This is a genomic window from Limnobacter sp. (genome assembly GCF_036846585.1).
Classification (GTDB): Bacteria; Pseudomonadota; Gammaproteobacteria; order Burkholderiales; family Burkholderiaceae_B; genus Limnobacter.
In genome coordinates, this window is sequence record NZ_DAIUBR010000017.1 from 42,444 (window position 1) to 68,974 (window position 26,531).

The following is a 26,531-nucleotide window of genomic DNA, read 5'->3' on the forward strand; positions in this document are numbered from 1 at the left end:
AACGATGAATAAATTCAAGTTTGAACAGCGCTTTAATGGCTTGTCATTCCGTGCTTTGGTTGCGGCGTTCTTGTGCTCGTTTGTTGTTGGTACGGGAGCGGCATATTCAATGGATGGTTTGGGGAAAGTGGCCACACCGGATGAACTGAAAGCCTGGGACATTGATGTGCGCCCAGACTTCGTCGGTTTGCCCAAAGGCAACGGCAGTGTTGCAAAAGGCATGCAGGTGTGGGAAGCACAATGTGCGTCTTGCCATGGCGTGTTCGGTGAAAGCAATGAAGTGTTCACACCCATAGTGGGCGGCACTACGGAAGAAGACATCAAGTCCGGGCGTGTTGCCGCCTTGAAAAATGGTTCATCACCACAGCGAACCACGTTGATGAAGGTGCCTACCTTGTCCACGTTGTGGGATTACATCAACCGTGCCATGCCTTGGACTGCACCTAAAACGCTGAGTACGGAAGAGGTGTATGCCGTAACGGCCTACATTTTGAACATGGGTGGGTTGGTTAAAGATGATTTCATCTTGAGTGACAAAAACATGGCCGAGGTGCAGAAAAAACTGCCCAACCGCAATGGCATGCAAACCAGGCACGGCATGTGGCTGGTTTCGGGTAAACCCGATGTCAAAGAAAAGCGTTGCATGTCAAACTGCAAACCGGTTGTGAAAATTACGTCTTCCCTGCCCGAGTATGCACGCGATTCCCACGGCAATTTGAAAGATCAAAACCGTCTGATCGGGCCGGTTCGAGGTTCTGTTACTGTTGCAGATGCAGGGCAAAAAAAATCAGCTGAACCCAAGCTGAGCACCAATTCCGGGGAATCCTTGTTCAAGGCCAACGGGTGTGTGGCCTGCCATGCAGTGAATGAGAAAAAGCTGGGCCCCTCCGTTGTGGCTGTGGCACAAAAGTATGCGGACAAACCGGATTCAAAAGATTATTTGGCCGGTAAAATAAAAGGTGGCAGCAGCGGTGTGTGGGGTGACATGCCCATGCCTGCGCAAGGACATTTGTCAGATGAAGATTTAAGTGCACTTTCCGCTTGGTTTTTGTCCAAAAAGAAGTGAGTAAACAGAATTCTTAGGAGGAGTAGTCAATGAACCAGAACAGACGCACCATGCTGAAGGCTTCATCGAGCCTTACGGTACTTGGTTTGGCAATTGCCGCAGGCCTGATCAAACCCAATGAAGCATTTGCAAAGGCCGCTTACAATGAAAAGGCATTCGATGCCAAAACAATGGACGACTTGATGAAAGCCTTGGGCGGCAGCATGCCGACCGAAAGCAAAGACATCACCGTGGTGGCACCCGATATCGCCGAGAACGGCGCTGTGGTCCCCGTGGGCGCAGAAAGCAAACTGAAAAATACCACCGAAGTTTCCTTGCTGGTGGCCAACAACCCTTCCATGATGTCGGCTCAATTCATGATCCCGGAAGGCACGCAAGCCAAGGTCAATACACGTGTAAAAATGGGCAAGTCCAGCGATGTGTACGCGCTTGTGAAAGCCGATGGCAAGTATTACTTTGCCAAGAAAGAGGTCAAAGTGACCCTCGGCGGTTGTGGCGGTTAATTACAATATTCAGGAGATGAAAAATGGGTGATCCAATGAAAATTCGCGCCAAGGCAAATGGCGACGAAGTGGAAGTGAAAGTGTTGATGTCGCATGACATGGAAACCGGTCAGCGCAAAGCGTCAGATGGCAGTTTGGTGCCTGCATGGTTTATCCAGAACGTGACAGCCAAATGCAATGACAAGGTTGTGCTGCAAGCCAACTGGGGTCCTGCCGTGTCGAAAAACCCGTTCATGTCGTTTGCTTTCAAGGGCGGCAAAGCCGGGGATACGCTCGAAATTACCTGGACCGACAACAAGGGTGATTCAAGAACTGACAAAACGAAAATAGCGTAACCTCAATTAGATGCATAACCATAAAAAGGGGAGTGAGATGAGGCAAACAGTAAACGCAGCAACCCGCAAAGTGCTTGCCATTCTGTTGGGCACTGTTGCAGGCGCATTGTTCACCATGAATGCGTTTGCACAGAAAACCACTGAGCAGGGCATTCAGGAATACCGCGACATGCTGGCCGATGGCAATCCGGCCGAACTGATAGAACTGCGCGGTGAAGACCTGTGGAAGAAGCAACAAGGCCCGAAGAATGCTTCGCTTGAGCAATGCGATGTGGGCATGGGGCCAGGAAAGCTGGAAGGCGCTGTGGCCCAAATGCCGCGTTTTTTCAGCGATGCAGGCAAGGTGATGGACATTGAAACCCGTCTGGTGCACTGCATGGTGACCTTGCAGGGGCGCGATGTTGCCGAGATCACCAAGAAACCATTTTCAAGTGCCGGGGAAAAACCCTCTGAGCTGGAATCACTGGTTGCTTACATTTATGCCGAGTCACGCGGTGCGACCATCAAGGTGCCGCAATCACACCCCGAAGAGCGGGCATCCCGCTCACGCGGCGAGAAAATTTTCTTCTACCGTGCCGGTCCGTATGATTTCTCCTGTGCAAGCTGTCATGCAACAGATGACCAGCGCATTCGCCTGCAAGGTTTGCCCAACCTGACCAAGCCCGAGCCCGCACAGGCCGCTTTTGGCGCCTGGCCAGCCTATCGGGTTTCCCAAGGTGCGGTTCGTTCCATGCAATGGCGCATGTACGACTGTTTCCGCCAGCAACGTTTCCCCGAGTTGAAATACGGCTCGCAAGCGTCGATTGACCTGATTACTTACCTGGGTGTCAAAGCCGAGGGCGGTACCATGCAGGCCACATCGCTTAAGCGCTAACAACGAGGAGAACAATCATGCGTAGCACTATCAAATACTCTATCAGCCTGTTGTTGGTCACCATGTTCGGTGTCTCATTGGCTGGATGCGCCAATACGGAAAGCCAGTCTGCGGCGGCTGAACCAGGCAATGAAGAAATTCATCAGCTTTTGCTGGCTTCGTTCAAAACGAAAGGCCAGGCCAAACTGGAGCGCGTTAACCAGACTGAACTTCAAAAAGCCTGTTCTGTCGCCGAAACCGCCCCAGGTGGTTTGCCCGATGCCAAACGCACCGAGCTTCAAAATGCTGCTTTGGCAGCCGTGAAGTATCCAGCCGATGGCAAGTACCTGGGCGACTGGAAGGCCGGTGAAAAACTGGCACAAAGCGGCAAGGGCTTCCAGTTCAATGACAAGGAAGGCAGTACCGCAGGCGGCAACTGTTACGCCTGCCACCAATTGGCACCGCAGGAACTGGCCTATGGCAACATTGGCCCGTCCCTGTACCAGTACGGCAAACTGCGTGGTAATTCCGAGGAAATCATGAAGTACACCTGGGCCAAGATATGGAACTCGCATGCATACAACGCATGTTCCAACATGCCACGATTTGGCGCAGAGGGTATTTTGACCGAAACCCAGTTGAAAGATGTGATGGCGTTGTTGATGGCGCCTGACTCGCCCGTCAACAAATAAGCGAAACAATCCAATGCAGATGAATAGACGCGAATTCATGGGCATGCTTGCGGCCGCCTCTGCCGCAGGCATGGCAATCAACTCCCCCAACGTGCTGGCCGGTGCTAAACCTGAAAAGCTTTATGACCTGAAGCCTTTTGGCAATGCAAGCCTGCTGCACATGACCGATTGCCACGCGCAACTGGTGCCCATTTATTTCCGCGAACCCAATGTGAATCTGGGTGTGGCATTGGCCTTGGGCAAAGCACCGCACCTGGTGGGTGAATCGCTGCTGAAAGCATTCAACATCAAGCCGGGCACTGCGCAGGCCCATGCATTCACTTACCTGAATTTTGACGAAGCGGCCAAACGCTACGGCAAGGTAGGGGGCTTTGCACATTTGGCCACCTTGGTGAAAATGATGAAAGCCGATCGACCCGGTGCGTTGTTGCTGGACGGGGGCGACACCTGGCAAGGTTCAGCGACCAGCCTGTGGACCAATGCGCAAGACATGGTGGATGCCGCAAAAATGCTGGGTGTGGATGTAATGACCCTGCACTGGGAATGCACCTATGGCATGGAGCGTGTGCTGGAAATCGCCGAGAAAGACTTCAAGGGCAAAATTGACATTGTTGCCCAGAACATCAAGACTGCCGACTTTGGCGATGCCGTGTTTCCAAGCCATGTGATGAAAACCATCAACGGCGCAAAAATCGCCATTATTGGCCAAGCTTTCCCGTATACACCCATCGCCAATCCTCGTTATCAGGTGGCCGATTGGTCCTTCGGTATACAGGAAGAAAGCATGCAGGAGGTGGTGGACGAAGTGCGCGGCAAGGGTGCGCAGGTTGTGGTTGTGCTTTCCCACAATGGGATGGACGTGGATTTGAAAATGGCCAGCCGTGTCAGCGGTATCGACTTTATTTTGGGCGGGCATACGCACGATGGCATTCCCAAGGCCATACCTGTCAAAAATCCGGCAGGCACCACGCACGTGACCAATGCCGGCAGCAACAGCAAGTTTCTCGGGGTGCTCGACATGGACATTCAGGGCGGCAAACTGCGCGACTTCAAATACCGCCTGTTGCCCGTGTTCTCCAACATGTTGCCCGCCGACCCGGACATGGAAACTTTTGTTGCCAACGTTCGCAAACCCTATATTGAAAAGCTGAGCGAACCCTTGGCGGTCAGTGAAGGTTTGCTGTACCGCCGCGGCAACTTCAACGGCAGCTGGGATCAGTTGATCGTGGATGCCCTGATGGACGTGAAGGACGCCGAAATTGCATTCTCGCCTGGCTTTCGCTGGGGAACCAGCCTGCTGCCAGGCCAAACCATTACACGCGAACATTTGATGGATCAAACCGCCATCACCTACCCCAACACCACACTGACCGACATGAAAGGCGATTTCATCAAGACAGTGCTGGAGGACGTGTGCGATAACCTGTTCAACCCCGATCCGTACTACCAACAAGGTGGCGACATGGTGCGTGTGGGTGGCTTGACCTACACCTGCGACCCCAATGGCAGTGCTGGCAAGCGAATTTCCGACATGCGCTTGAATGGCAAACCCATTGATGCTTCAAAAACTTACAAGGTTGCCGGCTGGGCACCTGTGGCCGAAGAAGCCCGCAACAATGGCGAACCGCCCATTTGGGATGTGGTGGAAACCTACCTGAAAGACAAAAAAACAATTGCCACCAAAGTGCCTTACACACCGAAACTGGTTGGAATGAACAAGAACCCCGGTTACGTGGTCTAAGTTCCATGAAAGCAATCTGGCTGCTGTTTTTGTTGACCTGGTTTTCGCCCGCATTTGCTGCGGGTGGGCAGGCGCTTGATTTTCCGGTCAACCTTCAACAGCAGAAATCAGCGGCCGTTGTTGTTTTGTTCTCGCTTCCCGATTGTGCGTACTGTGAAAAAGTACGGCAACAATCGCTGCGCCACATTCACAAAGACCCCAATTACAAGGGCAAGGTGCGTGTGTACGAAATTGAGTTTTCGGATGACAAGCGCAGCTTCGTTTGGTTTGATGGAGAAACCTACACTGGGCAATCATTGTCCAAGCCCTTGAATGTCAAATTTTCACCGACCGTCATGGTATTCAATGCGCAAGGGGCAGTGGCAGGCAAGCCGTTGCTGGGTGCAAGCCTGCCCGAATTTTATGGTGCTTATCTGGATGATTTGATACGCAGTGCCTGGGCAATGTAGCAGCATGCCTTCTTGCGGTCTTACTCGTCGTCTTGGGATCGGTGCTGGGCATGCTTGAACTCTGCAATCGCGGCGCGAATTCGGTCCAGCATGGCCTTGGATGGTTTGTGTTTAGTGATCTGGCTGGCCAGTTCGTAACCCTTGTTGTCCATGCTCACCGCAAAACACAATTCAAGAAGACTGGTCAGCGTGTCCGGTCCCAGCGTTGAAAGTGTTTCGGTATTGTTTTCAAAAAAATCCGAAAGCTTTTCAGTCGCCTTTGTGCCGCGACCGTCTGCAATTTCCTTTTGAATCGCCATCATTGCGCGTGCCAGATCAAGCTCGCTTGAGTTCACGGTGCTGCGCATTTTTGCAGTCAGTTTTTCCGCTTCTTCATGCTTGCCTTCCTGCACATAAATTTTTGACAGTTGCAGATAATCGTGAATTTGTGAAAGTGACGTATTTCTTGACCGGTCAATGACCTTGGTCAGGTAATTCTTGGATCGTGTGTTGTCACCGAGCCGAACAGCAAGGTCTGCCAGTTTGCGCAAACGTGTTGTTGATGCCAGGGCCTTCGCCCCCATTTTCTCCAGAATCTCCAACGCTTCTTCGGGTTTGTTTTGTTCCCAAAGCACCTCGGCGAACAAATCACAGGCCGCCAGGTATTCCGGGTTGCTTTTCACCACCTCAGCCAGCAACTCGTTGGCCTCCTCGAATTTCTTCTTTTCCAGATTCACTTTGGCCAACAACAACTGCATCCAGGGCTTGGGTGATCGATCCAGTTTGTCAATCAATTCCTGCTCGGTTTTGTCGTATTGCTCTGACCAGAAAAAAGACTCAATCCGCATGCGTTCCAGTTCATTGAGGTATTGGGGAAAACGCGTCTCAAGTTCTTCGCATATCTTGGGAACGTCAGGGTATTTTCCGTCGAACATTGCCTCGTAGGCCGTGGCCAAACGCGCCTTGCGGTTAAACACCCGCACAACCCGATCTGACAGGGTTGATGCGGTAAACGGTTTGATCAGGTAATCATCGGGTTCGAACTCAGCCACAGCCACCACATTGCCGTAACTGCGCTCGCCGGTCACCATCATGAATGCAGTAGACCAGGCCAGTTTCTTGTTAACACGCAAATCTTCCAGCAATTGCTGCCCGTTGCGGTCGCCCTCAAGCTGGTATTCGCACACAAGCAGTGCAAACTCCCGGGAAGCCAGGTGTTGCTCTACTTCGGACACTGAACTGGCGAAAATCACGGTTTTGGCGCCAAGTTGGGAAAGCTGTTCTTGCAAGGCACGGCGTGTTGCCAGTGCAGAATCAACCACCAATGCGGTTTTACCTTTCAGCGGGGTCATGTCTTTGACCGCCTGCTTCATCTGGTCGGCCTGGGCTGGAAGGCTCTTTGGCTCCGTTTCAATGCGCTTGGCCTGTAATTCAATCGGGCTCATAAATTTGTGGTGAGTCATCTGTGGAGTTCATTCATTTTCCGTGGTTCCCGGTATTTTGTTGCTTTCATATAAAGGGTCTTTTGGGCTCATTCCTGCAGTTTGAGCACTTAAATAGAATAGGGCTTCTATTAACAAGTGTTTACTTTTCTTGGACGGGCTAATTTTTCATGGTTTAATAACCAGCACTAATCTTGTTACTCAAAGGTCAAATCCAAATATTGACCAGACAAGGTATAAAAGAAAAATACACGGAGACATCAATGATCAAAGCAGGCGTATGGCGCATGGCAGCCATCTCGGGGGTTCTTGCGGCATCGGCCTTTGCAGCTGGCTGTGCAAGTATCGAAAGAGGGGCCACCAACCTGGCCATCAATCTGATTGAACGCCGAATCATTCCCCCCCAGCTTGAAATCGAAGATGTCGACATGGCCTGCCGGTTCGCCACAGGCAACTATCCCCTGATCTCTGGTGGAACCCGTGCTTTTGGCGGTGATCCCCAATTGCTTGAATCCCTTCTACTGGTTTCCTCTGCAGCTTGCGCCGAGCAACGCGCCGTCGAAGAAGAACTGCGCTATTTGCGTGCAGCCAAGCAAAACAACATTGAAGAGGCCCAAGACGCGCGAATTGGCCAAAAGCGTTTGCTTGAAATTACTGCTCGCCGCCAGTTGGGTGCCTTCGAGGCCATGCGCAACAAACTCCAAGACAAATACGATTTTGAGTATGGCGAAGGCTGCCCGGAATTCACCCGTGATTTCGATGAGCTGGTTTACCTGTTGGGCACCGTGGCTGGCCTGCAGGCAGTGGTGAACGACATTGCGTCCCAGCAAATGGTGGGTGTTCCCACCGACATTGCCCCGAAATCCGAACGTGCGCTCACTTGCATTTCAAATGCCAAGTGGTGGGGCGCGCCCAATGCAGCGCGTGCAGTGGTGTGGAGCATTTTGCCCGGTGCATCTGAAGGAAAAGATGTCTGGGGTACGTTCCGTTTGTCCATGCTGATCGGGGAGCGCCAAGGCGTCCGCCTTTCCCACGTGATGTACGGATTGTCCGCGCTGGCCGTGGGCGATACATTGCGATTCCGCGATTCAACCAAGCGTTTCGCAAATGTTAAAGACTACAAGCCAAGCCAGCAGTATGCCTTGGTGGAAGGAATTTCCGTTGCTGTGATGACCAACCTATCTGACCGTTACTGGACAGAAAATGTGGGCACTCGAACCCCCGTGGGCAGCATGGGAAAATATTGGGATGAAGAAGCCGCGATGCCCGAAGGGTTAAACGTGGACGATCTGTTGAACTAAGTTTTTGCGTACAACAAGCCCGGGGCAACTTCTAGCAAACGCATTCGGGTTGCGAAAACACAATTGTGGGAGACCAGACAATGAAATTGAAAATCAAAGCAATGACCGCCAGCCTTGGCTTGGCCCTGATGGCATCAGCATCACCGGCTTTGGCCAAACAGAAAGTGTGTGTGTTCGATATTCTGGGCGCAGGTGGCGACGTGTTCAACCTGAGCAAGGATTATGTACTGGCGGCCAAAGGCTTTGGTGCTGACCTGGAGCTGGAAGCATTCACGGACGAAAAAATAGCGTCAGAAAACTTCAAGACGGGTCAGTGCGACATGCTGGTTGCAACCTCGTTTCGCACGCGAGCCTACAATTCCGTTGCTGGTTCCATTGATGCACTGGGTGCCGCATCTGTTGTGAAAGATGGCAAGGTGGACATGCCACTGAGCTACGAAGTGGTCAAGCGCACAATCCAGTTATTTTCTGGCCCCAAAGCGGATGCCTTGATGACCCAAGGCAACTACCAAGTGGCCGGTATTTTCCCGTTCGGTGCCGCGTACCTGTATGTGAAAAGCCGCGACATCAATTCAGTTGAAAAACTGGCCGGCAAGAAAATCGCCTCGTTTGACTACGATTCGGCCCAGAAAGAAATGATTTCCAAGGTGGGCGCATCCCCAGTGTCTGCCGACATTTCCAACTTCGGTGCCAAATTCAACAACGGTTCGGTAGATATTATTGCTGCCCCGGCCGCTGCTTACAAACCACTGGAACTGTACAAGGGCTTGGGCACAGCCGGTGCCATTGTTCGTTTCCCTGTGGCTGTTTTGACCTATCAACTGATCGTCAACAAGAGCAAATTCCCCGAAGGTTTTGCGCAAAAGTCGCGCGATTACTGGTCCAAGAAATTCTCCACAGGCATGCAGATCATCAACAATGCTGAAAAGGGCATTCCAAACGGCGCGTGGATGGACATTCCCGCTGCCGATTCCGTGAAATACACAATTTTGCTGCGTGAATCACGCGTAAGCCTTGCCAAGGGTGGATCTTATGACCCCAAAGCGCTTAATATCATGAAGCAAATCCGTTGTAGCGTGAATCGCGCAGACTCCGAGTGTTCGACAAAAACTGAACTGTAAACCCAGCAAGGCGAATACTATTTTATTCGCCTGCCGCCGTGGCAGTGAGGGGGGCTTGTCGTTGCCCCCTTTTTATTACCTTTAATTGGCTATTTAAGATCAGTCAACTGCCAAGTTGACGCTGACAAGGATCCGTTATGCAGAGCTCCGCCGGCAAGAAGTGGTTTGGTCGCACATCCTCCGAGTGGCTTTCCAGCCTACCCATCTTTTCCCTTTTGCTGCTCACCCTGATTATTGGTACAGGTGAGATGGTGCATGGTCAATTGCTTCGCCTTGGCGAACGCATGTTTGGCGACCCTGCAAACCAGGTGCAGTACTTTTTGCTGCGCGCGGATCCATCTGCCCCCACCTGTGATGCCAACCCCGACATTGATGCACTGGTGGGCAAGCAAGTGGCCGATGCGGAAACAGCACCACAATCCGATCTGGATCTGTTGTTTGGCGATGTGGCCATTGATCCAAATGAAATACGGATGTCGCTGGAGGCCGCGCGCGATCAGTGCCGCGAACGCGTTGCTGTGTATGAACGGGTCAGCAAAGCCATCACCCCTGAAGTTGAAGTATTTCGCGAAATCGAAACCGGCTTCTTTGGCATATTCAAGTTTGGTACTGAGAACCGTCCGCTGATTCTGTTGATCATGGTTGCCATTGCAGCCATTTCAACCACCAAGCAGTTTCACCACATCAGCTTGCGCCCACCGCGCACCAAGAAAGATTTTCAGGTGTATTCGCTGGCCATGCTGGGTGCAAACCTGTTGATGACCATTTCTGCCACTTACTACCTGAAACTTCAATACGATTCAGGCGTGGCGGTTGAAAACCCGATCATCAGTATCATTGCGATTGCCTTGTTTGCGGCATTGTCTTTCATCAGCTTGAAAGACGTGCTGAAAATGCCAGCCCAGGCTGAAGAGGGCGGCAGTTACGGCATGGGCTTGCTGAGCATTCCGCTTTACGCCTTCATGGCGTTGAATGCGGGCATCAACTTTTTCATGGATGACTACATTGCCGGCTTGGCAATTTATTTCGGTCAAATTACCGAGCTGTCCAGTATTTTCCTGAACCTGGCCCTGTATTTGTGGGCGGGTATGCTGCTCAAGCAAACCCGCGTGGTGTCCCTGTTCATGGACATTCTGCGCCCCTGGAAACTGCCCCCTGAAGTATTCACCTACATTGTGCTGTTGGCCGCAGCCGTACCCACTGCTTACACAGGTGCGTCCGGTGTGTTCGTGATCGCAGCGGGTGCCATCGTATACCGCGAGGTACTGGCCGTGGGTGCACGTCGCCACTTCGCGCTTGCAGCGACAGCCATGTCCGGCTCGCTGGGTGTAGTACTTCGCCCTTGTTTGCTTATCGTTGTTATTGCCGCATTGAACAAAGAAGTTACCACCAGCGAACTGTATGGTTGGGGCCTGTTCGTGTTCATTCTTACCTCCACCATTTTCATGATCATTGCGCTGCTGAAAGCAGAGGGGCGGGTTACTGAACGTGCCAGGGCCAAAGAAGCATTGCCGCAATCGCTGCGTGCTTTGGTGCCCGTCTCGCCTTACATCTTGATCGTGATGTTGGTGGTGTATGGCTACGAATACCTGTTGGACACCAAGCTTGACGAATTCACCGCGCCAGTCATGCTGCCCGTGATCATGTTGTTCGTTATCATTTTCGACAAGCTGCGTGGCGGCCCCACAAAATTGGGTGGCGATACCCTTGCCGAGAAGAAAAGCAACAAGCAGGGCCTCGAAGTGGCCGTTCGCAGTGCGACCAATGAAACCATTGGCCACATTGGTGCGCTGATCATGTTGATGGCATTGTCCATTAGCGTGGGTGGCATGATCGAACGTTCAGGCTTGATGAGCGTGGTACCTGCTGAAATGGGCAGCATCTGGATGGCCTTGACCATCTTCATGTTCATGATGGTGTTTATCGGCATGGTCATGGACCCGTTCGGTGCGGTTATTCTGGTTTCCGCCACGGTGGCCCCCATCGCGTACAGCAATGGCATTCACCCTGTTCACTTCTGGATGATCGTCATCACCGCCTTCGAATTGGGTTACCTGTCGCCGCCGGTGGCCTTGAACCAATTGCTCGCAAGGCAAGTGGTGGGCGAAGCGGAAATGGACAAAGCCGCAGAGGAAACCCGGCACAAACCGTTCTACTACCGGTACGAGCGTTGGTTGTTGCCGGTGTACACCTTGTTTATCGGTTTGCTCATCGTAACTTATGGTGGCCAGGCCTTGATCAACAACGCCGACAACTTGAGGCCAGCCAGTCACTTCCTGGGCCTGGATCAATTGCGCCCCTCTGTGCTGGACCAGGTGCCTACGCTGACGGTAGACCCCACACCAGCGGTAGCGGAGCCAGCCATTGAAGCGCCGCCCCAGCCTGACCCCGCTGCTGCTGAAGAGGCACCACCCGTTGTCGAAGCTGCACCAGCAATGCCCGCCATCCTGGTGCAAGCTGAAGTGACAGAGGCCGTCAGCAACTGGGCTGCGGCCTGGAGCGCACGCGATGTGGAAGGTTATCTCAGCTTTTATTCCGTTGATTTCGAGTTGCCGGGTTCGCTTGACCGCTCCCAGTGGGAACGCCAGCGCCGCGAACGGATTGCCAGCAAGTCCAATATTGAAGTGGACATCAGCAACTTGAACGTACAGATGAATGGCGAAGAAGCAACGGCTGAGTTCGACCAAGCCTACAGAGCCGACAAGTATTCAGACAATGTGCGCAAAACCTTGCGTTTGAAGAAAGAGGATGATCGCTGGAAAATAGTGACCGAGCAAGCTGGTTAAGCGGCCTGCATTTCAACAAAAAGCCCCTTGCAAAGCAAGGGGCTTTTTTTATCACTGGTCCCCCCGACGGGAATCGAACCCATATCTAGCGCTTAGGAGGCGCTCGTTCTATCCATTGAACTACGGCGGGTTGCCCGCATTTTACACCGCAACTCAAGTTTCCTTGCACCCTGCTGGGGTGTGGGTTTTGATTTTTTAAGCCATTGTTACCAACGGTTTTGTAAAAAATCGAATTAATGGGTGGAGCTAATCAATAAATAGTTATTTAAATCAATATCTTAATATTTTTGCGACGCTGGCATGCACACTGCACAACGCTTGGTATTACACACAAGCAAAAAGAGGCAGGACATGGAACAGCAGAACGTAAGCAAGCAGCAAATTGAAATCAGTGTTCAATTCAACGACGAAGCCGTTGCACCATTGACCCAAGCCCAGCTGCAAACGCTGGAGACCTTGCTAAAAACCCAACAATCCAGGCTGACCCATTTTGTACGCAAACACCTGCGCCGTGAAGATTATGTGGATGACCTGATTCAGCAAACCCACATGGCTGCATTCAGAAACTGGGCGCGTTTTCGTGGTGAATCCAAACCCGAAACCTGGTTGTTTGGCATAGCCTTGAATCTGGTGAGAAACTTTCGCTATCGCGACACCAGCTATCGTTTTCAAGGAGATGATTTCGAGGAGCAGGTCAGCATGATCCCGGCAGATTCTTTTTGCGAACCCGAGGAGTCCCTTATGCGGCAAGAGCGCATGGAATCCTTGAAGCAGGCGATTGATCACCTGCCTGCCAAAATGCAAAATGTTGTTCAGCTGGTGTTGCTGGACGGGTTTACATATCAAGATGCTGCCCTTGAGCTGGACTTGCCGATTGGCACCGTTCGGTCACGGCTGTCCCGTGCCCGAGACATGCTTCGCCTTGAGGTAATGGGGCAGTCAGAAAGTACGCATTGAGGAGAGGGTACCTGCCGTATGACTAGCTCCAAGGGGTGATACGGTTCAGGGCCTCAGACTGCACAATGATTGTTGACTTTCAACCTTGTGCGCCGAGCCCTGAATGACCGAACTGACCCTGTGCATTGAATCTCAAGAACTGAAAAGCCGATTGCGTGCAGCAGCAATGTTGATGCAGGCCAGCGTGCATGAACTGTCGCTTGATGAATTGTTGGCCAAACGAAATTTGCCTGCCCACTGGGTGCTGGTTGATCACGGTCTGGAGCAGTTGGGTGGATTGATTCAGCGATTCAAGCAGTTGGGGCGCAAGCCCGATTCCCAGATCATTCGATTTATCGACAAACCCTGGCAGGATTACGTGTATCACGACATCCCTATTTTTGCCTCCATTGTCCGGCCTGCCGATCCCTTGGCTGCCGTCCACATTCTTGAAAAACTGACCAAAACCAAACCACTCCAATTCGGCGTCAAAGTGCCCGCGAATGATCAACTTGGGCCTTATGCTGCGGAGTTTATTCGTTCCCAGCCCATGCAGTACGCTGTTTCACAACTTCAATTACTTAAGCAATTGCCAGTTGATACAGTGCTGATCGGCCCCACGGGCGCAGGCAAAGACACAGCCGCCCGCTGGTTGCACGCACAGTCCGGGGTCAATGGCGACTTTATCCACGTGAATTGCGCGGCCTTGCCCGAGCAACTGTTTGAAGCCGAGTTGTTTGGGGTCATGGCAGGTGCTTTCACTGGCGCCCAGAAAGACCGCCCTGGCAAGCTGGAGTTGGCCAATAACGGGACCCTTTATCTGGACGAAATGGACAGCTTGCCGCTGTCATGTCAAGCCAAGTTATTGAATGCACTGCAATACAGGGGGGCAACTCGCCTGGGCGGCAATTCTTTTTATAAGTCCAGTTTTCGGGTTATTGCATCAACCAAAGCCAGTTTGCCTGATCTGGTTCGACAACATAAATTTCGCGAAGATCTGCATTTCAGGTTAAGCGTGTCGCAGGTTCGAATTCCTTGTCTGGCAGAGCGTCTGGAGGACATCATCCCCTTGTATCGCCATTTTCTGGAGGAAGTTGCACTTCAATTCCGGCTGGACGTGCCCGCTCTAAGTGTTGAGGAATGCGATGAGCTTTTAAGCAAACCCTGGCCTGGAAACGTACGTGAATTACATGCTTTTGCCCAGCGGCACGTGATCGGGCTTGGGTCACCTTGCGGTGACATGGACGATGTACCTCTTGGTGTAACGGGCTTGAAACAGCGGCTTCTGGCTTTTGAGCGGGCAGTGCTTGTGCAGGCACTCCAGACACATGGCGGTTGCGCCCGTTTGGCCAGTGAAAGCCTGGGCATTCCTTTGCATTCCATGTACTACAGGATGAAGCGTTTTGATTTGCTCGAGAAAATTGTGAACTATTCAGAAAATGGTGCCACTCAAAGTTAACTAACAGGCGCTTTATTTCCATGATTAATTCAAATTCTGTTCAAGCAACAAGTTTTGCACCGGGTCGTGCGGGTGAGGCCAACTCATCTGTTCGTAGTACCTTTAAGTCGATCATGGGCGAGTTGGTCAAACGACCATTGACGCCTTTGGGGGTTCAACAATTTGCCGGGCCAGCAAAAAGAACTTTGGATTCACAGGTATACAGCGACATCACCCCAGTTAACTGATTCTTCCTTTTTATCTCAAGGCGCTACATGTCATTCACGTCATCTCGGGATTGGATTGTTGTCGATAGTCGTTGCGTCGAAGGTTTGGGGCAGGGCGACTTGATGCAGTCTGCGATTTCCCCAGTCGACTTTCAAGCTGAAATCAAGCTGAACAGTTATGAAAGCAATTGCCTGCGGGATTGGTTGGCACAACGCTGGAGGGCTTCGTCATTGGAAAAGACATGTATCTCCTTGCACAACGACCTTGGTTTGATGGTGACCTTGATTTTCAATGCAAACAACTTGTTTGATGCCAAAGAAAGGTTTGAGGCGTGGTTGTCGGCGGTTTTGGTGGATCGTGAAAGTGCAATTCATTCGCGCAAGTAATTTTTAGTCAGCTTGATGTGCAATTAACTGCGTTCGTCTTTGTGTTTGAAGTAGGTCTGTTTATAGGCAAATGCCATATGGGTGAATGCGTTGAATTGCGTCATGATCATGTCTGTATTTTCGGTGGTGATTTCGAAACATATTCTCAGGCAGTTGTCATAGTCTGAGATGGCCATTGCCATCCCGGCTGGCAAGTCGCTCAGCAACTCGGTGAAAATTGCCATTGCTTTTCTTAGTTGGTCATCTTGTACTTGAAGCGATTTTCCCAAGCGGAATATTCGAGCGCTAACCCGGCAGGCTGAACCAGAAAGGTGTTGCAGCTCAATGGTGAAATTTTTCTCGAAATCAATTCGATACCCGTCGGTTTCAGCGCATTGCTCGGTATCGTGGGTACTCATCCCCAGTGATTCAAGGATTTTGTTTAATGCGCCATAACGGGTGGTTAACAAATCTGCCATTAGTCCATGTACAAATCGTAGATTGATTTCAGTTGTGCGCGCGATCTCGAAATTCTGGATCGCACGGTGCCGATTGGAATGCCCAGAATGTCAGCAGCTTCTTGATAGGAATTGCCATGCTGCACAACCAGAATAAGGGTTTCACGCAGATCGTTGGGCAAGTTGCCAATAGCAGATTCCAGTTTGATGCTGAATTCATTTTTCATGCAATGTTGCATGGGGTCCGAACCCTCTGCCTGTTCAAGCTCCAGGTCTTCATCAGAAGTGAAATGAAATTTGTATTGTGGCGAGCGTCGGGCGGTGTTGCGAATGATGTTCAGCGCAATGCCGAACAGCCAGGTGGCTCTTTTCGCATCGCCCCGAAAGCTGTCCCAGCAGCAGTAGGCTTCGATCAAGGTTTGCTGAAAAATATCTTCTACCGCATTTTCGTCCCGAAAGTGCTTGACGATGAAATTGCGCAGACGTTTTTCCTGCTTCGCAACCAGTAGCTCGAATTCAGAACGTGTGGTGTCAAGCTTTGCCCTGGAGCACCTGTGTATCGCAGTGATCTTCAGTTTGGGTGCAATCGGTTTCATGTCGAGCCTTTCTGCTTGAAACTGTAATGGACTCATGGTCGGTCTCGGCGAATTTCTAAATAACAGCACAGGGTATCAAGCTCGCAAAAACTCTGAATTAGGTGTCACCTGACAGAGGGGGCAAGTGAGCTGTTCCTTTTGTTTCGATTGAAAATGTGCTAGAGGCCAAGTAACCAAATCTTTTTCCTGACCTTGAGTGCTGGCGCAGCCGCAGATGGTTCCAGTACCGCCCGAAATGAATCCAAATTATTGGTATCATCAAGCGGTCATTGAACTATCAGGTTGTCATGAGCCAGTACCAAGAATCGTCCATCCGAGTCCTTAAAGGACTAGAGCCAGTCAAGCAGCGCCCCGGCATGTACACCCGCACCGATTGCCCCTTGCACATCATTCAAGAGGTGATCGACAACGCAGCAGACGAGGCGCTGGGCGGGTTTGGTTCCCGAATAACGGTGACAGTTCACATCGATGGCAGTGTGTCGGTGCAGGACGAAGGGCGGGGTATCCCGATTGGCCTTCACCCTGAGGAAAAGGTGCCTGTTATTGAATTGGTGTTCACCCGCTTGCATGCCGGGGGTAAGTTCAACAAGGCCGATGGCGGTGCGTACCGTTTCTCGGGTGGCTTGCACGGCGTGGGTGTTTCTGTCACCAATGCTTTGTCGACCCGGCTTGAAGTGAGTGCTGTGCGCGACAAACAAGTGGGCACGCTGGTGTTCAGCGGTGGCGATGTCATCGAGCCCTTGAGAGTGCGCCCCCAAACCAGCAGCGACCCCAAAAAGGGCACCAGCGTGCGCGTGTGGCCTGACCCTCAATATTTTGATTCCGCTGTATTGCCCTTGAACGAAATGGATCGTCTGTTGCGCAGCAAGGCTGTCTTGCTCAAGGGCGTTGAGGTGGTGTTGGTGACCGAAAAAACCGGTGAAGCCAAACGCTGGAAATTCGACGATGGGCTGCGTGGTTTTTTAAAAGAAGAGTTGCTGGACCGCGAACTGGTGGCCCCCATGTTCAGTGGCGACCTTAGCGTGGATGTGCTGCGAGATGAAGGTTTTGCTGAAGGCGAGGGCGCAGCCTGGGCTTTGGCTTTTGTGGCTGAAGGCGCAGCTGTGCGAGAAAGCTATGTGAACCTGATTCCAACTTCCGCCGGGGGTACACATGAATCGGGTTTGCGCGAAGCGGTGTTTCAGGCCATCAAGGCATTCTGTGAAATGCATTCGCTAATGCCCAAAGGCATCAAGCTGATGCCCGACGACATATTTTCCAAAGCCAATTTCGTGTTGTCGGCCAAGGTGCTCGACCCGCAGTTTCAGGGGCAAATCAAGGAACGCCTGAACAGCCGGGATGCTGTGCGCTTGGTGTCATCACTGGTGAAACCTGCGTTCGAGTTGTGGCTGAACCAGCACGTGGAAGACGGCAAGAAAATTGCCGAGTTGGCCATTAAACAGGCGCAAGCCCGTTCGCGTGCAGCGCAAAAAGTCGAGAAACGTAAAAGCTCATCAGTGGCTATTTTGCCCGGCAAGTTGACCGACTGTGAAAGCACTGACATCACGCTGAACGAGGTGTTTCTGGTAGAGGGCGATTCTGCGGGAGGGTCGGCCAAGATGGGCCGTGAAAAAGAGTTTCAGGCCGTATTGCCTTTGCGTGGCAAGGTGCTCAATGCTTGGGAAACTGACAAAGACCGCCTGTTTGCCAACCAGGAAATTCACGATATTGCAGTGGCCATTGGCGTGGATCCACATGGCGTGAACGACAACCCCGATTTAAGCGGTTTGCGTTACGGCAAAATCTGTATTCTTTCTGATGCGGATGTGGATGGTTCGCATATTCAAGTGTTGTTGCTTACCCTGTTTTACAAACATTTCCCCGCACTGATTCGCAGCCAGAATTTGTATGTGGCCCGCCCTCCATTATTCCGTGTGGATGTACCTGCGCAGGGCAAAAAGCCTGCGCGCAAACTGTATTGCCTGGACGAAGCCGAGCTGTATGCGGTTCAAGACAAGCTGGGCAAGGAAGGAGTGAAGGAAGCGAGCATCAAGATTTCCCGCTTCAAGGGTTTGGGTGAAATGAATGCCGAGCAGTTGTGGGAAACCACCTTGAACCCGGACACACGACGTTTGCTGCCAGTGACTTTGGGCAGCATGGACGTAGACCAAACCAATGCAATGATGCACATGCTGATGGGCCGCACAGAAAGCGGCGCGCGCCGCACCTGGTTGGAAGACAAAGGCAATTTGGTGGAAGTGGATATCTGATTTTTTCAGGTCTACTTGAAATCACGCGAATGGAAATCACGCGAATGCGTTTGCAATTGCGCAAGCAGGTGGGTGTAGTCCACCAGCCGGCGTGCCACCAAATTGCACACTTCGCCTTCGCGTTGCCAAATACCAAACACCCCCATAATTTGCGCATTGCGCAGCACTTGTCGCTGTTCTTCGGCCAGGTTGTTCCACACAATCACATTCACATTCCCTGTTTCATCTTCAAGGTTTAAAAACACGGTGCCATGCGCAGTGGCAGGGCGTTGCCGGTGGGTCACAATACCGCAGGCACGCGCAAGCCTGCCGTTGGGGTAGGTGCGCAATTCTTCAACCTGCCTTATTTTGTAAGGTGCCAGTTGCTTGCGCAAAAATGAAATGGGGTGGTGTTCAAGGCTTGCGCCTGTGGCGCGGTAATCGGCCAGCATGTCTTGCAGTTCGCTGGCCTTGGGCAACTCAAGGGGCGTTTCATTGCTGCGCGTATCGGCCAGTAAACCATGCTGGTAAAGTCGACCTGTTTCAGTGCCTGCTGTTTGCCACACGGCTTGGCGGCGGTGCCCGGCCAGTTGCTTCAGCGCATTGGCATCAGCCAGTGCGAGAAGGTCGCCGCGTTCAAGCTGCGCACGTTTGGTCAAATCTTCCACGTTGTCAAACAGGCTTTGTTCGCGGGCTTGAACAATGCGCAAGGCCGCTTCGTGTTTCAGACCATTGACCCGGTTTAAACCCAGGCGTACCGGGTAGGTGGGTAAATTTTCCATTCGGGTTTCAAGCGCACTACACTGCACATCTACAGGCAGCACTTTCACGCCATGCCGCTGTGCGTCTTGAATCAGTTGTGAAGGCGCATAAAAACCCATGGGCTGTGCATTCAGCAGCCCACACAAAAATGCATCGGAGTGGTGGCATTTCAGCCAGGCCGACGCATACACCAGCATGGCAAAACTGGCCGCATGGCTTTCCGGAAAACCATATTCACCAAAGCCTTCCATTTGTTTGAAAATACTTTCGGCAAACTCGCGGGTGTAGCCGCGTTCTACCATGCCACCCACCACGCGCTCGTAAAAATGGTGAAGACCACCTTTGCGCTTCCAGGCGGCCATGCCACGGCGCAGGGCATCGGCCTCACCCGGTGTAAAGCCCGCAGCCAGAATGGCCACCTGCATCACCTGTTCCTGAAAAATTGGAATGCCCTTGGTGCGGCCCAGTGCCTGTTTCAATGCCTCGGAAGGGTAGTCCACTGCCTCCAAGCCTTGCCTGCGTTTTAAAAACGGGTGCACCATGCCGCCTTGAATGGGGCCCGGCCGCACAATGGCAACCTGAATGACCAGGTCGTAATACTCGCGGGGCTTAAGGCGGGGCAACATGCCCATTTGTGCGCGGCTTTCAATTTGAAACACACCCACGGTGTCGGCTTTGCACATCATCTCGTAAGCCGCGCTGTCTTCAGTCGGTATGGCTTGCAGTGTTCGTGGTGCATCTGGTTTTTTGTGCAATTCGTCCAGTGTCATTCGGATGGCGCTGAGCATGCCAAGCGCCAGTACATCGACTTTCATCAGGCCCATGGCGTCCAGGTCGTCTTTGTCCCACTGAATCACGCTGCGGTCTGGCATGGATGCGTTTTCAACAGGCACCAGTTCAGTCAGGCTGTCGCGCGCAATTACAAAGCCCCCAGTGTGTTGCGACAAGTGTCGCGGAAAACCCAGCAACTCATCCGCCAGGTGTACGCAATGCTGAACGCCGCTTTGGCGCACATCAATGTCCGCTTGCACCATGTGGTCTACGCTCATGCTGCGGCTGTAGCCGCCATTTTGTGACTTGACCAATTGTTCAATCAGGTCGGTGCCCAGCCCCAAGGCTTTGCCCACATCCCGCAGTGCCGAGCGAGGCCTGTACACCACCACGCTGGCGGCCAACGCAGCCCGGTCACGACCGTACTTTTGATAAATGTATTGAATCACTTCTTCGCGGCGTGTGTGTTCAAAATCCACGTCGATGTCTGGAGGTTCATTGCGTTCACGGCTGATGAAACGCTCAAACAGCACCTCCATTTTGTCGGGGTTCACTTCGGTAATCTGCAGGCAATAGCACACCACTGAATTGGCGGCGGAACCACGCCCCTGGCAAAGAATATTGCGCGAGCGTGAAAAACGGACAATGTCGTGAACGGTTAAAAAGTAAGCCTCAAATTTCAACTCTTCAATCAGCTGCAATTCATGTTCAATCTGGTTTCGAATTTTGGCCGGCACTGTGCCGTTGTAGCGTTGGGCTGCGCCTTGTTCTACAAGCTGACGCAAGTATTGTGTGGGTTCCAGACCTTCGGGGCTGATTTCACGGGGGTACTGGTAGCGCAGCTCATCGAGCGAAAATACACACTGTGCCGCCAGTGTTGTGGTTTGCTCAAGCAAGGTGTGCGGATAAATTTGGGCAAGCACTTGCAAGGGTTGCAGGCAACGTTGCGCATTTGTTTCCAGAAATGGTTTGGCCTCGTTCAGGCTGCAGTTCAGTCGAATGGCGGTGAGTACGTCGTGCAGGTTTTTCCGTTCGCCTGAGTGCATCACGGGCAGGTTGCTGGCCATTAATTCAACATGGTGCAAATGGGCCAAGGTCTGCAAATGAAGTAGCCATGCCTTGTCAAAACCACGGTGCTGCAAATTGCACATCAGGTGCATTCGGCCAGTGAAACGCTTGGCACACCATCTTAACAGGGCAGGAAAATTTTCCTTGTTGCGCTCATCGGGCACCAGCAGCAACTGCAATCCGGGTGGAATGTCAGCAAGGTCGTCGCGTGTAAAAAGGTAATCGCCTTTGAATGCGCGGCTTCGGGCCTGTGTAATCAGACGGCACAAGTGGGTGTAGCCGGTTTTGTTTTTTACAATCAAGGCAATGCGCTGGCCAGCAAACGCGCTGCTGTGTGCAAACACAAACTGTGCGCCCACCAGCAGTTGAATGCCGCACTCCTTGGCGGCTTGGTGCGCGCGAACAATGCCCGCGAGCGAACATTCATCAGCAATGCCAATGGCGCTGTAACCCAGTAGTTTGGCTTGCTGCACCAGTTCTTCCGGGTGCGATGCACCTTTCAAAAAACTGAAGTTGCTCAAAGCCAGTGCTTCAGCAAAGTGCCTTGGGTTTTGAGTCATGCAAAGTAGCCGTGTAAAAACCAGCGTGAATCGTCTTCAAGCAGGTCTTGGTACAGCCACACCAAACTGGAATTGCTGTCGAGTGCGCAGTAGTAATCTCGTTTGCAGGGTTGGGCATCCCACCAGCCAAACTCAACACGTTCCGGGCCGCTGAGCAATTGCCATGGGCCGCCGGTCTGCCAGCTCGGGGTTTTGCCTTGCAGGGGTTTGGGCTGCGGTAAAAGCCACAAAGGCCTTGGTGCGCTGCAGGGCAGGGTGGTGTTGTTCAGTTCAGGGGTGTGTTTTTTTTCTACTTTCTTGAAAGCAATATTTGTATTTCTAAGCCGGGGTGTGTGCTGCAACACAATGCTGCATTCTGGCCTGGGGTCACTTTCTGTTGCTGCAAACAACACGGTTTGTTCACCCAGGCGTGCGCGCAGCACGTCACAGGTGTTGTCCCAATTGCGTGTGCCTTCTGCAGGGTCGGGCAAAAAACTGTTGTTCACATTGGGCAGCAATTCACTGTGCGCGCAGTGCACTCGAATGCTTCGAATGTCGTCGTGAAATTGCATGCGCACCAGTTGGTGGTGTAGCAGGCGTTGCCATGTTTGAAGGCAATCAGTGGCTTGTGCACTTCGAAGGCGCAGCGCTTTTTCGCCGTGCGTGTGAATGAATGCCCAGTGCAATTCACGCGTGCCCCGTTTTTGTTGCTGAAGCCAGTTGCACACTGCTTCAAGCAAAGTTTGTGTCTGGTGTTCAATCAGATCAAGCCGGTCGCTGTGAAACGGCAATTCCTTTTCCTGCTCAAATGTGTCGGCTGGTTGATGTGCTGTTGCGGCCGGTGCCAATTTGTTTTGCACGCCAAAGCCTGAATCAAGTTCAGCCAATGCCTGTGCGCCAAAGCGTTTTAAAAACCCGTCGCGTGGCAAGCGCCACAAATCGCCAAGGCGGTTAAAGCCACACTGATGCCAAGTGGATTGCAATTTTGAATCGCAATCAAGTACCAAAACTGGCAAGGCCAGCAAGCTGTTTTCATTAAAACTCAGCATGGCTAAAAAATCACCTTCAGTGTGTGCAGGTGCGCATTTGCTGAGCCACCACGCGCCGGTGGCGGTGTGGTGGTGGGCCAGTTCCAATTCAACAGAAAATTCTGCAGCGCCTTGCCACAGCTGTGAAAGCAAAGCCCGTGCACCACCAAACAACCTGAAGCTGCTGTGTACCTCAACCAGCCAGCCAGCGCGTTCGTGGTGTTTGTCTTGCCGCCAACACACCACGGGGCTGTAATGTGCTGCCAATTCAAACAGCGAATTGGCATCAAACTGTGGTGAGGTTTCCTGCGGGTTGCGGGGTTGTTTGAAAGTTTGGTTGTAACTCAGGGCGATCCAACGCACGAACAAGCTCCTGTGGCTGCGGGGTGTTGGGTAAAGCACTTTGCGCTTTGGGTAAATCAATCAGCAAAGGCTGTTCAAGCACAGGGCCCCTGCGTTTGATCAAGTGCACACGCAAGCTGTTGGGGCTTTGTGCCGTAAGGCACAGGCGCAGCGAGGCCGGGGAGGGCTGCATTTGTGCCCGAATGGGGCGAAACACAAAACTTAAGCCCTGCGATCGCGTGGCCTGGTACTGCAAGCGGCGCAACACGGTGTGGCTGCACAGGGTTTTTTCTTCAGGCAGCCACATAAAAAGGGCACCGAAGGAATCGCTTTGCAGAACCTGTTCAATTGCCCAAAGCCGGTCTTGGGGTTTGTCGGTTTGAATCAAATGGACTTGATCCAAAGCCACGCCAAACTGTTCAAACACTGGGGTGAGTGGAAGCAGTGGCGCACCGATCAGCACCAGTTTTTTTTGCTCCAGTGAAAGCCTGCGCAACACCGGCATGAGAAAACGAAGTTCACCGATGCCGTGGTGCTTTAACAGCAGTTCAATCAGGTTGCGGGTGGGCCAGCCACCCCCTGGCAATTGTTGGTCAAGGGATGAAAAGCCGCTGGGTATTCTGGCGCTGTTGTCGCTGCCAAGCTGGTGGGCCCGCCACACGCCAGGGTGAATGTTGGCAAGATCGAACAACGACACAACAACCCCCGACATTGCTTTTTAGTGCAACTGGCCCTGGCGAATCAAACCAACAGCCAAGCCTTCAATGGCAAACGTTTCTGTGCGAAGGTCTACTTGGATGGGGGCGAAATCGCTGTTCTCGGCTTGCAGTTCAACCACATGGCCTTTTTGGAAAAAACGCTTCACGGTAACGTCGTCGTTCACACGTGCAACCACCACCTGGCCTGCGCGTGCGGTGCTGACTTTTTTTACGGCCAGTAAGTCGCCGTCCATGATGCCGATGTCTTTCATGGACATGCCGCGCACCTTCAGCAGGTAATCGGGTTTGTCAGGAAACAACGATGGATCAACGGGAATTTGTTTTTCCACATGCTCTTGCGCAAGAATGGGGCTGCCGGCAGCCACGCGCCCAATCAGCGGCAGTTGCATAAATTGCTCCACGACCTTGCTGGCTGTTTCCTCTAAGCCTTCGGCATATTCACCCAGCAGGCGAATGCCGCGTGACGTGCTTGCATCTAGTGCAATCACGTTTTTCTTGGCCAGGGCCTGCAGGTGATCTTCAGCGGCATTGGCCGAGCGAAAGCCCAATTGCCGTGCAATTTCAGCACGGGTGGGTGGCCTGCCAAATTGGGCAATTTGGTCGCGAATTAGATCAAGAATTTCTTGTTGACGAGCAGTTAAACCTTTCATGGCACCAATCTCGAATTGATATGCTGTGATTATATACAGTAAATAAAAACTTGCAAACTTATTTGTCTGAATCCGATTGGGGGCTAGCCGAGTAATACATACATCTTCGGGAGAGACAGTCTGGGAGACACGGCCACAAGCGGGGCGACAAAGGTCGCATCCGCGGCCAACCTCACAAAGCCAACTGCTCTCGTACCTTGCAATGGGTATTTTTCCCGGGTTCATACCACCCTGTCCCTGATTCACCTGCCAGATCCTGCGATAATAAACCCGTAGTAACAACCAGGTGATTCATGTCCATGCTTGTCGTTCTTTCCCCAGCAAAATCGCTCGATTACGAAACACCCTTGTCCGTTCAAACCAGCACCCAACCACAATTTGTTGAGCAGGCTGCGCAGTTGGTGGACATTCTTCGCCCCATGAACCCGGCTGATATTTCTGAACTCATGTCGGTTTCCGACAAACTGGGTGTATTGAACGCAACCCGTTACACCGAGTGGTCGCACAAGTTCACCAAGAAAAATTCGCGCCCCGCATTGCTGGCTTTCAATGGCGATGTGTACGACGGTTTTGACGCCAAAACCCTGGATGAAGATGGTTTGGCTTTTGCGCAAAAGCATGTGCGCATTTTGTCGGGCCTGTACGGCATTTTGCGCCCGCTCGATTTAATGCAGCCATACCGTCTTGAAATGGGCACGAAGCTGCCCAATCCGGCTGGCAAAGATTTGTACGCCTACTGGAAGCAAACCGTGGCGCCCGCCTTGAACAAGGAACTGGGCAAGAAAGACCCGGTGTTGGTGAACCTGGCCTCGGATGAATATTTCAAGTCAGTTGACACCAAAGCGTTGAATGCGCGCGTGGTTCAACCCGTGTTTCAAGACTTCAAAAACGGGCAGTACAAAATCATTAGTTTCTTTGCGAAAAAAGCGCGTGGCCTGATGGCCCGTTACATTGTTGATCAACGCGTCACCGATGTAGAGCAACTGAAAAAATTCAAGGTGGCAGGCTATGCATTCTCTGCCAGGGAATCTTCTGAAAATACCTGGGTGTTTCGCCGCAAGGAAGACTGATCTTGGCTATTACACGAATTTTGATTAGTAACGATGACGGCTACAGTGCCCCCGGTATTTTGGCCCTGCACGGCGCTTTGCTTGAACGCTTCGGCAACACGGTTCATCTGGACGTGATGGCGCCGGAGCAGGACCGATCGGGTGTGTCGAATGCGCTTACCCTTGATCGGCCGCTTACCGTGCGCACTGCAGCCAACGGATTTCGCTATGTGAATGGCACCCCGACCGATTGTGTGCACGTGGCGGTTACAGGTTTGCTGGAACAACGGCCTGACCTGATTGTTTCGGGCATTAACAACGGTGCCAATATGGGCGATGACACCATTTATTCCGGCACAGTGGCTGCGGCCATGGAAGGCTTTCAGTGTGGCTTGCCTGCAATCGCTTTTTCGCTGGCTGGCAAAGGTTATGCGCACCTGGACAGCGCGGCCCGCGTGGCGGCTGAAATCGTGGATCGTTTTCTGAACAACAAGCTGGGTTTGGAACACTGTTTGTTGAACGTGAATATTCCACCAATTGCCTACGATGACATGCAAGGATATGAATGCACGCGCTTGGGCAAACGCCATCATGCGGAACCCGTTATTCCGATCCAAAACCCCAAAGATGAAACCGTTTACTGGATAGGCCCCCCGGGCGGGGCAAAAGATGCGGGCCCCGGCACCGACTTTTTTGCCGTCAAGCAGGGTAAAATTTCAATCAGCCCATTGAAGGCTGATTTGACGCACATTGAACAAATGAAAACCCTGGCTGACTGGTTATAACAACAACATGGATCAAAAGCCCCGTTTCAAGCCGGCCCCCGCGCTGATTACCCAGTCAGCACGCAAGCTGGACCGGATTCCGGAACGCCTCGGCGGGTCAAGCCTGACCTCTGATCGCGCACGCGATCATCTGGTTCAAAAGCTCAAAACTTTGGGCATTGTGAATCAGCAGGTGCTTGACGTGATCGGCACAGTGCCACGCCATCTGTTTGTGGACGAAGGCTTTGCTTCCCGCGCTTACGAAGATGCAGCCTTGCCCATTGGCCACCAGCAAACCATTTCACGCCCGTTCACCGTGGCG

25 protein-coding genes and 1 tRNA gene are annotated in these 26,531 nt (G+C 52.3%); 18 read left to right on the forward strand and 8 right to left on the reverse strand.

Features of this window, described 5'->3' with window-relative positions; genetic code table 11:
- Positions 1 to 4: 4 nt before the first annotated feature.
- From V7028_RS09390 to V7028_RS09420, 7 genes are read left to right on the forward strand one after another with little or no spacing between them, the layout of a single operon-like run.
- Positions 5 to 1,066, forward strand: a complete 1,062-nt coding sequence (locus V7028_RS09390; RefSeq protein WP_334119820.1) for a c-type cytochrome — start codon at positions 5 to 7, stop codon at positions 1,064 to 1,066.
- 29 nt (positions 1,067 to 1,095) lie between these two features.
- Positions 1,096 to 1,569, forward strand: a complete 474-nt coding sequence (gene soxY, locus V7028_RS09395; protein WP_334119821.1) for a thiosulfate oxidation carrier protein SoxY — start codon at positions 1,096 to 1,098, stop codon at positions 1,567 to 1,569.
- 23 nt (positions 1,570 to 1,592) lie between these two features.
- Positions 1,593 to 1,904: a thiosulfate oxidation carrier complex protein SoxZ gene (soxZ, locus tag V7028_RS09400; RefSeq protein WP_334119822.1), complete on the forward strand. Its 312-nt coding sequence runs from the start codon at positions 1,593 to 1,595 to the stop codon at positions 1,902 to 1,904.
- Positions 1,905 to 1,941: 37 nt separating this feature from the next.
- A complete protein-coding gene (gene soxA, locus V7028_RS09405; protein ID WP_442918722.1) occupies positions 1,942 to 2,778 on the forward strand; it encodes a sulfur oxidation c-type cytochrome SoxA in 837 nt (278 codons plus the stop codon).
- A gap of 17 nt (positions 2,779 to 2,795) precedes the next feature.
- Positions 2,796 to 3,449, forward strand: coding sequence for a sulfur oxidation c-type cytochrome SoxX (soxX, locus tag V7028_RS09410; RefSeq protein ID WP_334119823.1), 654 nt, complete (start codon positions 2,796 to 2,798; stop codon positions 3,447 to 3,449).
- 13 nt (positions 3,450 to 3,462) lie between these two features.
- The gene (soxB, locus tag V7028_RS09415; RefSeq protein WP_334119824.1) at positions 3,463 to 5,190 is read left to right on the forward strand and encodes a thiosulfohydrolase SoxB; all 1,728 of its coding nucleotides are present in this window, start codon (positions 3,463 to 3,465) and stop codon (positions 5,188 to 5,190) included.
- A 5-nt stretch (positions 5,191 to 5,195) separates the two neighbouring features.
- Positions 5,196 to 5,639: a thioredoxin family protein gene (locus tag V7028_RS09420; protein WP_334119825.1), complete on the forward strand. Its 444-nt coding sequence runs from the start codon at positions 5,196 to 5,198 to the stop codon at positions 5,637 to 5,639.
- Between the two features lie 20 nt (positions 5,640 to 5,659).
- Here V7028_RS09420 and V7028_RS09425 read toward each other — a convergent pair whose 3' ends face one another.
- A complete protein-coding gene (locus V7028_RS09425) occupies positions 5,660 to 7,081 on the reverse strand; it encodes a response regulator (protein WP_334119826.1) in 1,422 nt (473 codons plus the stop codon).
- Positions 7,082 to 7,323: 242 nt separating this feature from the next.
- On the opposite strand from V7028_RS09425, the gene V7028_RS09430 reads away from it, so the two are divergent.
- The 3 genes from V7028_RS09430 to V7028_RS09440 all read left to right on the forward strand — a co-directional run bounded on the left by V7028_RS09430 (position 7,324) and on the right by V7028_RS09440 (position 12,268).
- Positions 7,324 to 8,361, forward strand: coding sequence for a hypothetical protein (locus V7028_RS09430; protein WP_334119827.1), 1,038 nt, complete (start codon positions 7,324 to 7,326; stop codon positions 8,359 to 8,361).
- 80 nt (positions 8,362 to 8,441) lie between these two features.
- The gene (locus V7028_RS09435) at positions 8,442 to 9,482 is read left to right on the forward strand and encodes a putative solute-binding protein (protein ID WP_334119828.1); all 1,041 of its coding nucleotides are present in this window, start codon (positions 8,442 to 8,444) and stop codon (positions 9,480 to 9,482) included.
- A 137-nt stretch (positions 9,483 to 9,619) separates the two neighbouring features.
- Positions 9,620 to 12,268, forward strand: a complete 2,649-nt coding sequence (locus tag V7028_RS09440; protein WP_334119829.1) for a TRAP transporter large permease subunit — start codon at positions 9,620 to 9,622, stop codon at positions 12,266 to 12,268.
- Positions 12,269 to 12,323: 55 nt separating this feature from the next.
- Here the strand turns inward: V7028_RS09440 and V7028_RS09445 are convergent.
- A tRNA-Arg gene (locus V7028_RS09445) sits at positions 12,324 to 12,398 on the reverse strand.
- A 221-nt stretch (positions 12,399 to 12,619) separates the two neighbouring features.
- On the opposite strand from V7028_RS09445, the gene V7028_RS09450 reads away from it, so the two are divergent.
- The 4 genes from V7028_RS09450 to V7028_RS09465 all read left to right on the forward strand — a co-directional run bounded on the left by V7028_RS09450 (position 12,620) and on the right by V7028_RS09465 (position 15,256).
- Positions 12,620 to 13,225 (forward strand): RNA polymerase sigma factor, encoded by a 606-nt coding sequence (locus tag V7028_RS09450; RefSeq protein ID WP_334119830.1) that lies wholly within the window; start codon positions 12,620 to 12,622, stop codon positions 13,223 to 13,225.
- 103 nt (positions 13,226 to 13,328) lie between these two features.
- Complete coding sequence (locus V7028_RS09455; protein WP_334119831.1) at positions 13,329 to 14,663, forward strand: sigma 54-interacting transcriptional regulator; 1,335 nt, start codon at positions 13,329 to 13,331, stop codon at positions 14,661 to 14,663.
- A gap of 20 nt (positions 14,664 to 14,683) precedes the next feature.
- A complete protein-coding gene (locus V7028_RS09460; protein WP_334119832.1) occupies positions 14,684 to 14,890 on the forward strand; it encodes a hypothetical protein in 207 nt (68 codons plus the stop codon).
- A 27-nt stretch (positions 14,891 to 14,917) separates the two neighbouring features.
- Complete coding sequence (locus V7028_RS09465) at positions 14,918 to 15,256, forward strand: hypothetical protein (RefSeq protein WP_334119833.1); 339 nt, start codon at positions 14,918 to 14,920, stop codon at positions 15,254 to 15,256.
- A gap of 23 nt (positions 15,257 to 15,279) precedes the next feature.
- On the opposite strand, the gene V7028_RS09470 is transcribed toward V7028_RS09465, so the two are convergent.
- Positions 15,280 to 15,714 (reverse strand): hypothetical protein, encoded by a 435-nt coding sequence (locus tag V7028_RS09470; RefSeq protein ID WP_334119834.1) that lies wholly within the window; start codon positions 15,712 to 15,714, stop codon positions 15,280 to 15,282.
- Positions 15,714 to 16,289 (reverse strand): RNA polymerase sigma factor, encoded by a 576-nt coding sequence (locus tag V7028_RS09475; protein ID WP_334119835.1) that lies wholly within the window; start codon positions 16,287 to 16,289, stop codon positions 15,714 to 15,716. The genes V7028_RS09470 and V7028_RS09475 overlap by 1 nt, the downstream gene beginning before the upstream one ends.
- A 287-nt stretch (positions 16,290 to 16,576) precedes the next feature.
- Between V7028_RS09475 and V7028_RS09480 the strand changes: the two genes are divergently transcribed.
- Positions 16,577 to 18,538, forward strand: a complete 1,962-nt coding sequence (locus V7028_RS09480; RefSeq protein WP_334119836.1) for a DNA topoisomerase IV subunit B — start codon at positions 16,577 to 16,579, stop codon at positions 18,536 to 18,538.
- An 11-nt stretch (positions 18,539 to 18,549) separates the two neighbouring features.
- Here V7028_RS09480 and V7028_RS09485 read toward each other — a convergent pair whose 3' ends face one another.
- The 4 genes from V7028_RS09485 to lexA are packed head-to-tail and all read right to left on the reverse strand — an operon-like array spanning position 18,550 to position 24,396.
- Entirely contained in the window at positions 18,550 to 21,678 is a 3,129-nt protein-coding gene (locus V7028_RS09485; RefSeq protein WP_334119837.1) for an error-prone DNA polymerase, read from the reverse strand.
- Complete coding sequence (locus tag V7028_RS09490) at positions 21,675 to 23,048, reverse strand: hypothetical protein (protein ID WP_334119838.1); 1,374 nt, start codon at positions 23,046 to 23,048, stop codon at positions 21,675 to 21,677. The genes V7028_RS09485 and V7028_RS09490 overlap by 4 nt, the downstream gene beginning before the upstream one ends.
- Complete coding sequence (imuA, locus tag V7028_RS09495) at positions 22,972 to 23,724, reverse strand: translesion DNA synthesis-associated protein ImuA (RefSeq protein ID WP_334119839.1); 753 nt, start codon at positions 23,722 to 23,724, stop codon at positions 22,972 to 22,974. The genes V7028_RS09490 and imuA overlap by 77 nt, the downstream gene beginning before the upstream one ends.
- A 21-nt stretch (positions 23,725 to 23,745) precedes the next feature.
- Positions 23,746 to 24,396, reverse strand: coding sequence for a transcriptional repressor LexA (gene lexA / locus V7028_RS09500; RefSeq protein ID WP_334119840.1), 651 nt, complete (start codon positions 24,394 to 24,396; stop codon positions 23,746 to 23,748).
- Between the two features lie 299 nt (positions 24,397 to 24,695).
- Between lexA and yaaA the strand changes: the two genes are divergently transcribed.
- The 3 genes from yaaA to V7028_RS09515 all read left to right on the forward strand — a co-directional run.
- A complete protein-coding gene (gene yaaA, locus V7028_RS09505; protein WP_334119846.1) occupies positions 24,696 to 25,466 on the forward strand; it encodes a peroxide stress protein YaaA in 771 nt (256 codons plus the stop codon).
- 2 nt (positions 25,467 to 25,468) lie between these two features.
- Positions 25,469 to 26,230 carry a 5'/3'-nucleotidase SurE gene (gene surE / locus V7028_RS09510; protein ID WP_334119841.1) on the forward strand — a complete coding sequence of 254 codons (762 nt, stop codon included), beginning with the start codon at positions 25,469 to 25,471 and terminating at the stop codon, positions 26,228 to 26,230.
- 7 nt (positions 26,231 to 26,237) lie between these two features.
- On the forward strand, positions 26,238 to 26,531 hold a 294-nt coding region (locus tag V7028_RS09515; RefSeq protein WP_442918723.1), incomplete at its 3' end, for a protein-L-isoaspartate O-methyltransferase family protein.

What these genes read in the sequence shown, in the direction of transcription:
- V7028_RS09390 (WP_334119820.1), top strand. Translation starts at nt 5, where the DNA reads ATGAATAAATTCAAGTTTGAACAGCGCTTTAATGGCTTGTCATTCCGT.
- soxY (WP_334119821.1), top strand. Translation starts at nt 1,096, where the DNA reads ATGAACCAGAACAGACGCACCATGCTGAAGGCTTCATCGAGCCTTACG.
- soxZ (WP_334119822.1), top strand. Translation starts at nt 1,593, where the DNA reads ATGGGTGATCCAATGAAAATTCGCGCCAAGGCAAATGGCGACGAAGTG.
- soxA (WP_442918722.1), top strand. Translation starts at nt 1,942, where the DNA reads ATGAGGCAAACAGTAAACGCAGCAACCCGCAAAGTGCTTGCCATTCTG.
- soxX (WP_334119823.1), top strand. Translation starts at nt 2,796, where the DNA reads ATGCGTAGCACTATCAAATACTCTATCAGCCTGTTGTTGGTCACCATG.
- soxB (WP_334119824.1), top strand. Translation starts at nt 3,463, where the DNA reads ATGCAGATGAATAGACGCGAATTCATGGGCATGCTTGCGGCCGCCTCT.
- V7028_RS09420 (WP_334119825.1), top strand. Translation starts at nt 5,196, where the DNA reads ATGAAAGCAATCTGGCTGCTGTTTTTGTTGACCTGGTTTTCGCCCGCA.
- V7028_RS09425 (WP_334119826.1), bottom strand. Translation starts at nt 7,081, where the DNA reads ATGACTCACCACAAATTTATGAGCCCGATTGAATTACAGGCCAAGCGC.
- V7028_RS09430 (WP_334119827.1), top strand. Translation starts at nt 7,324, where the DNA reads ATGATCAAAGCAGGCGTATGGCGCATGGCAGCCATCTCGGGGGTTCTT.
- V7028_RS09435 (WP_334119828.1), top strand. Translation starts at nt 8,442, where the DNA reads ATGAAATTGAAAATCAAAGCAATGACCGCCAGCCTTGGCTTGGCCCTG.
- V7028_RS09440 (WP_334119829.1), top strand. Translation starts at nt 9,620, where the DNA reads ATGCAGAGCTCCGCCGGCAAGAAGTGGTTTGGTCGCACATCCTCCGAG.
- V7028_RS09450 (WP_334119830.1), top strand. Translation starts at nt 12,620, where the DNA reads ATGGAACAGCAGAACGTAAGCAAGCAGCAAATTGAAATCAGTGTTCAA.
- V7028_RS09455 (WP_334119831.1), top strand. Translation starts at nt 13,329, where the DNA reads ATGACCGAACTGACCCTGTGCATTGAATCTCAAGAACTGAAAAGCCGA.
- V7028_RS09460 (WP_334119832.1), top strand. Translation starts at nt 14,684, where the DNA reads ATGATTAATTCAAATTCTGTTCAAGCAACAAGTTTTGCACCGGGTCGT.
- V7028_RS09465 (WP_334119833.1), top strand. Translation starts at nt 14,918, where the DNA reads ATGTCATTCACGTCATCTCGGGATTGGATTGTTGTCGATAGTCGTTGC.
- V7028_RS09470 (WP_334119834.1), bottom strand. Translation starts at nt 15,714, where the DNA reads ATGGCAGATTTGTTAACCACCCGTTATGGCGCATTAAACAAAATCCTT.
- V7028_RS09475 (WP_334119835.1), bottom strand. Translation starts at nt 16,289, where the DNA reads ATGAAACCGATTGCACCCAAACTGAAGATCACTGCGATACACAGGTGC.
- V7028_RS09480 (WP_334119836.1), top strand. Translation starts at nt 16,577, where the DNA reads ATGAGCCAGTACCAAGAATCGTCCATCCGAGTCCTTAAAGGACTAGAG.
- V7028_RS09485 (WP_334119837.1), bottom strand. Translation starts at nt 21,678, where the DNA reads ATGACTCAAAACCCAAGGCACTTTGCTGAAGCACTGGCTTTGAGCAAC.
- lexA (WP_334119840.1), bottom strand. Translation starts at nt 24,396, where the DNA reads ATGAAAGGTTTAACTGCTCGTCAACAAGAAATTCTTGATCTAATTCGC.
- yaaA (WP_334119846.1), top strand. Translation starts at nt 24,696, where the DNA reads ATGCTTGTCGTTCTTTCCCCAGCAAAATCGCTCGATTACGAAACACCC.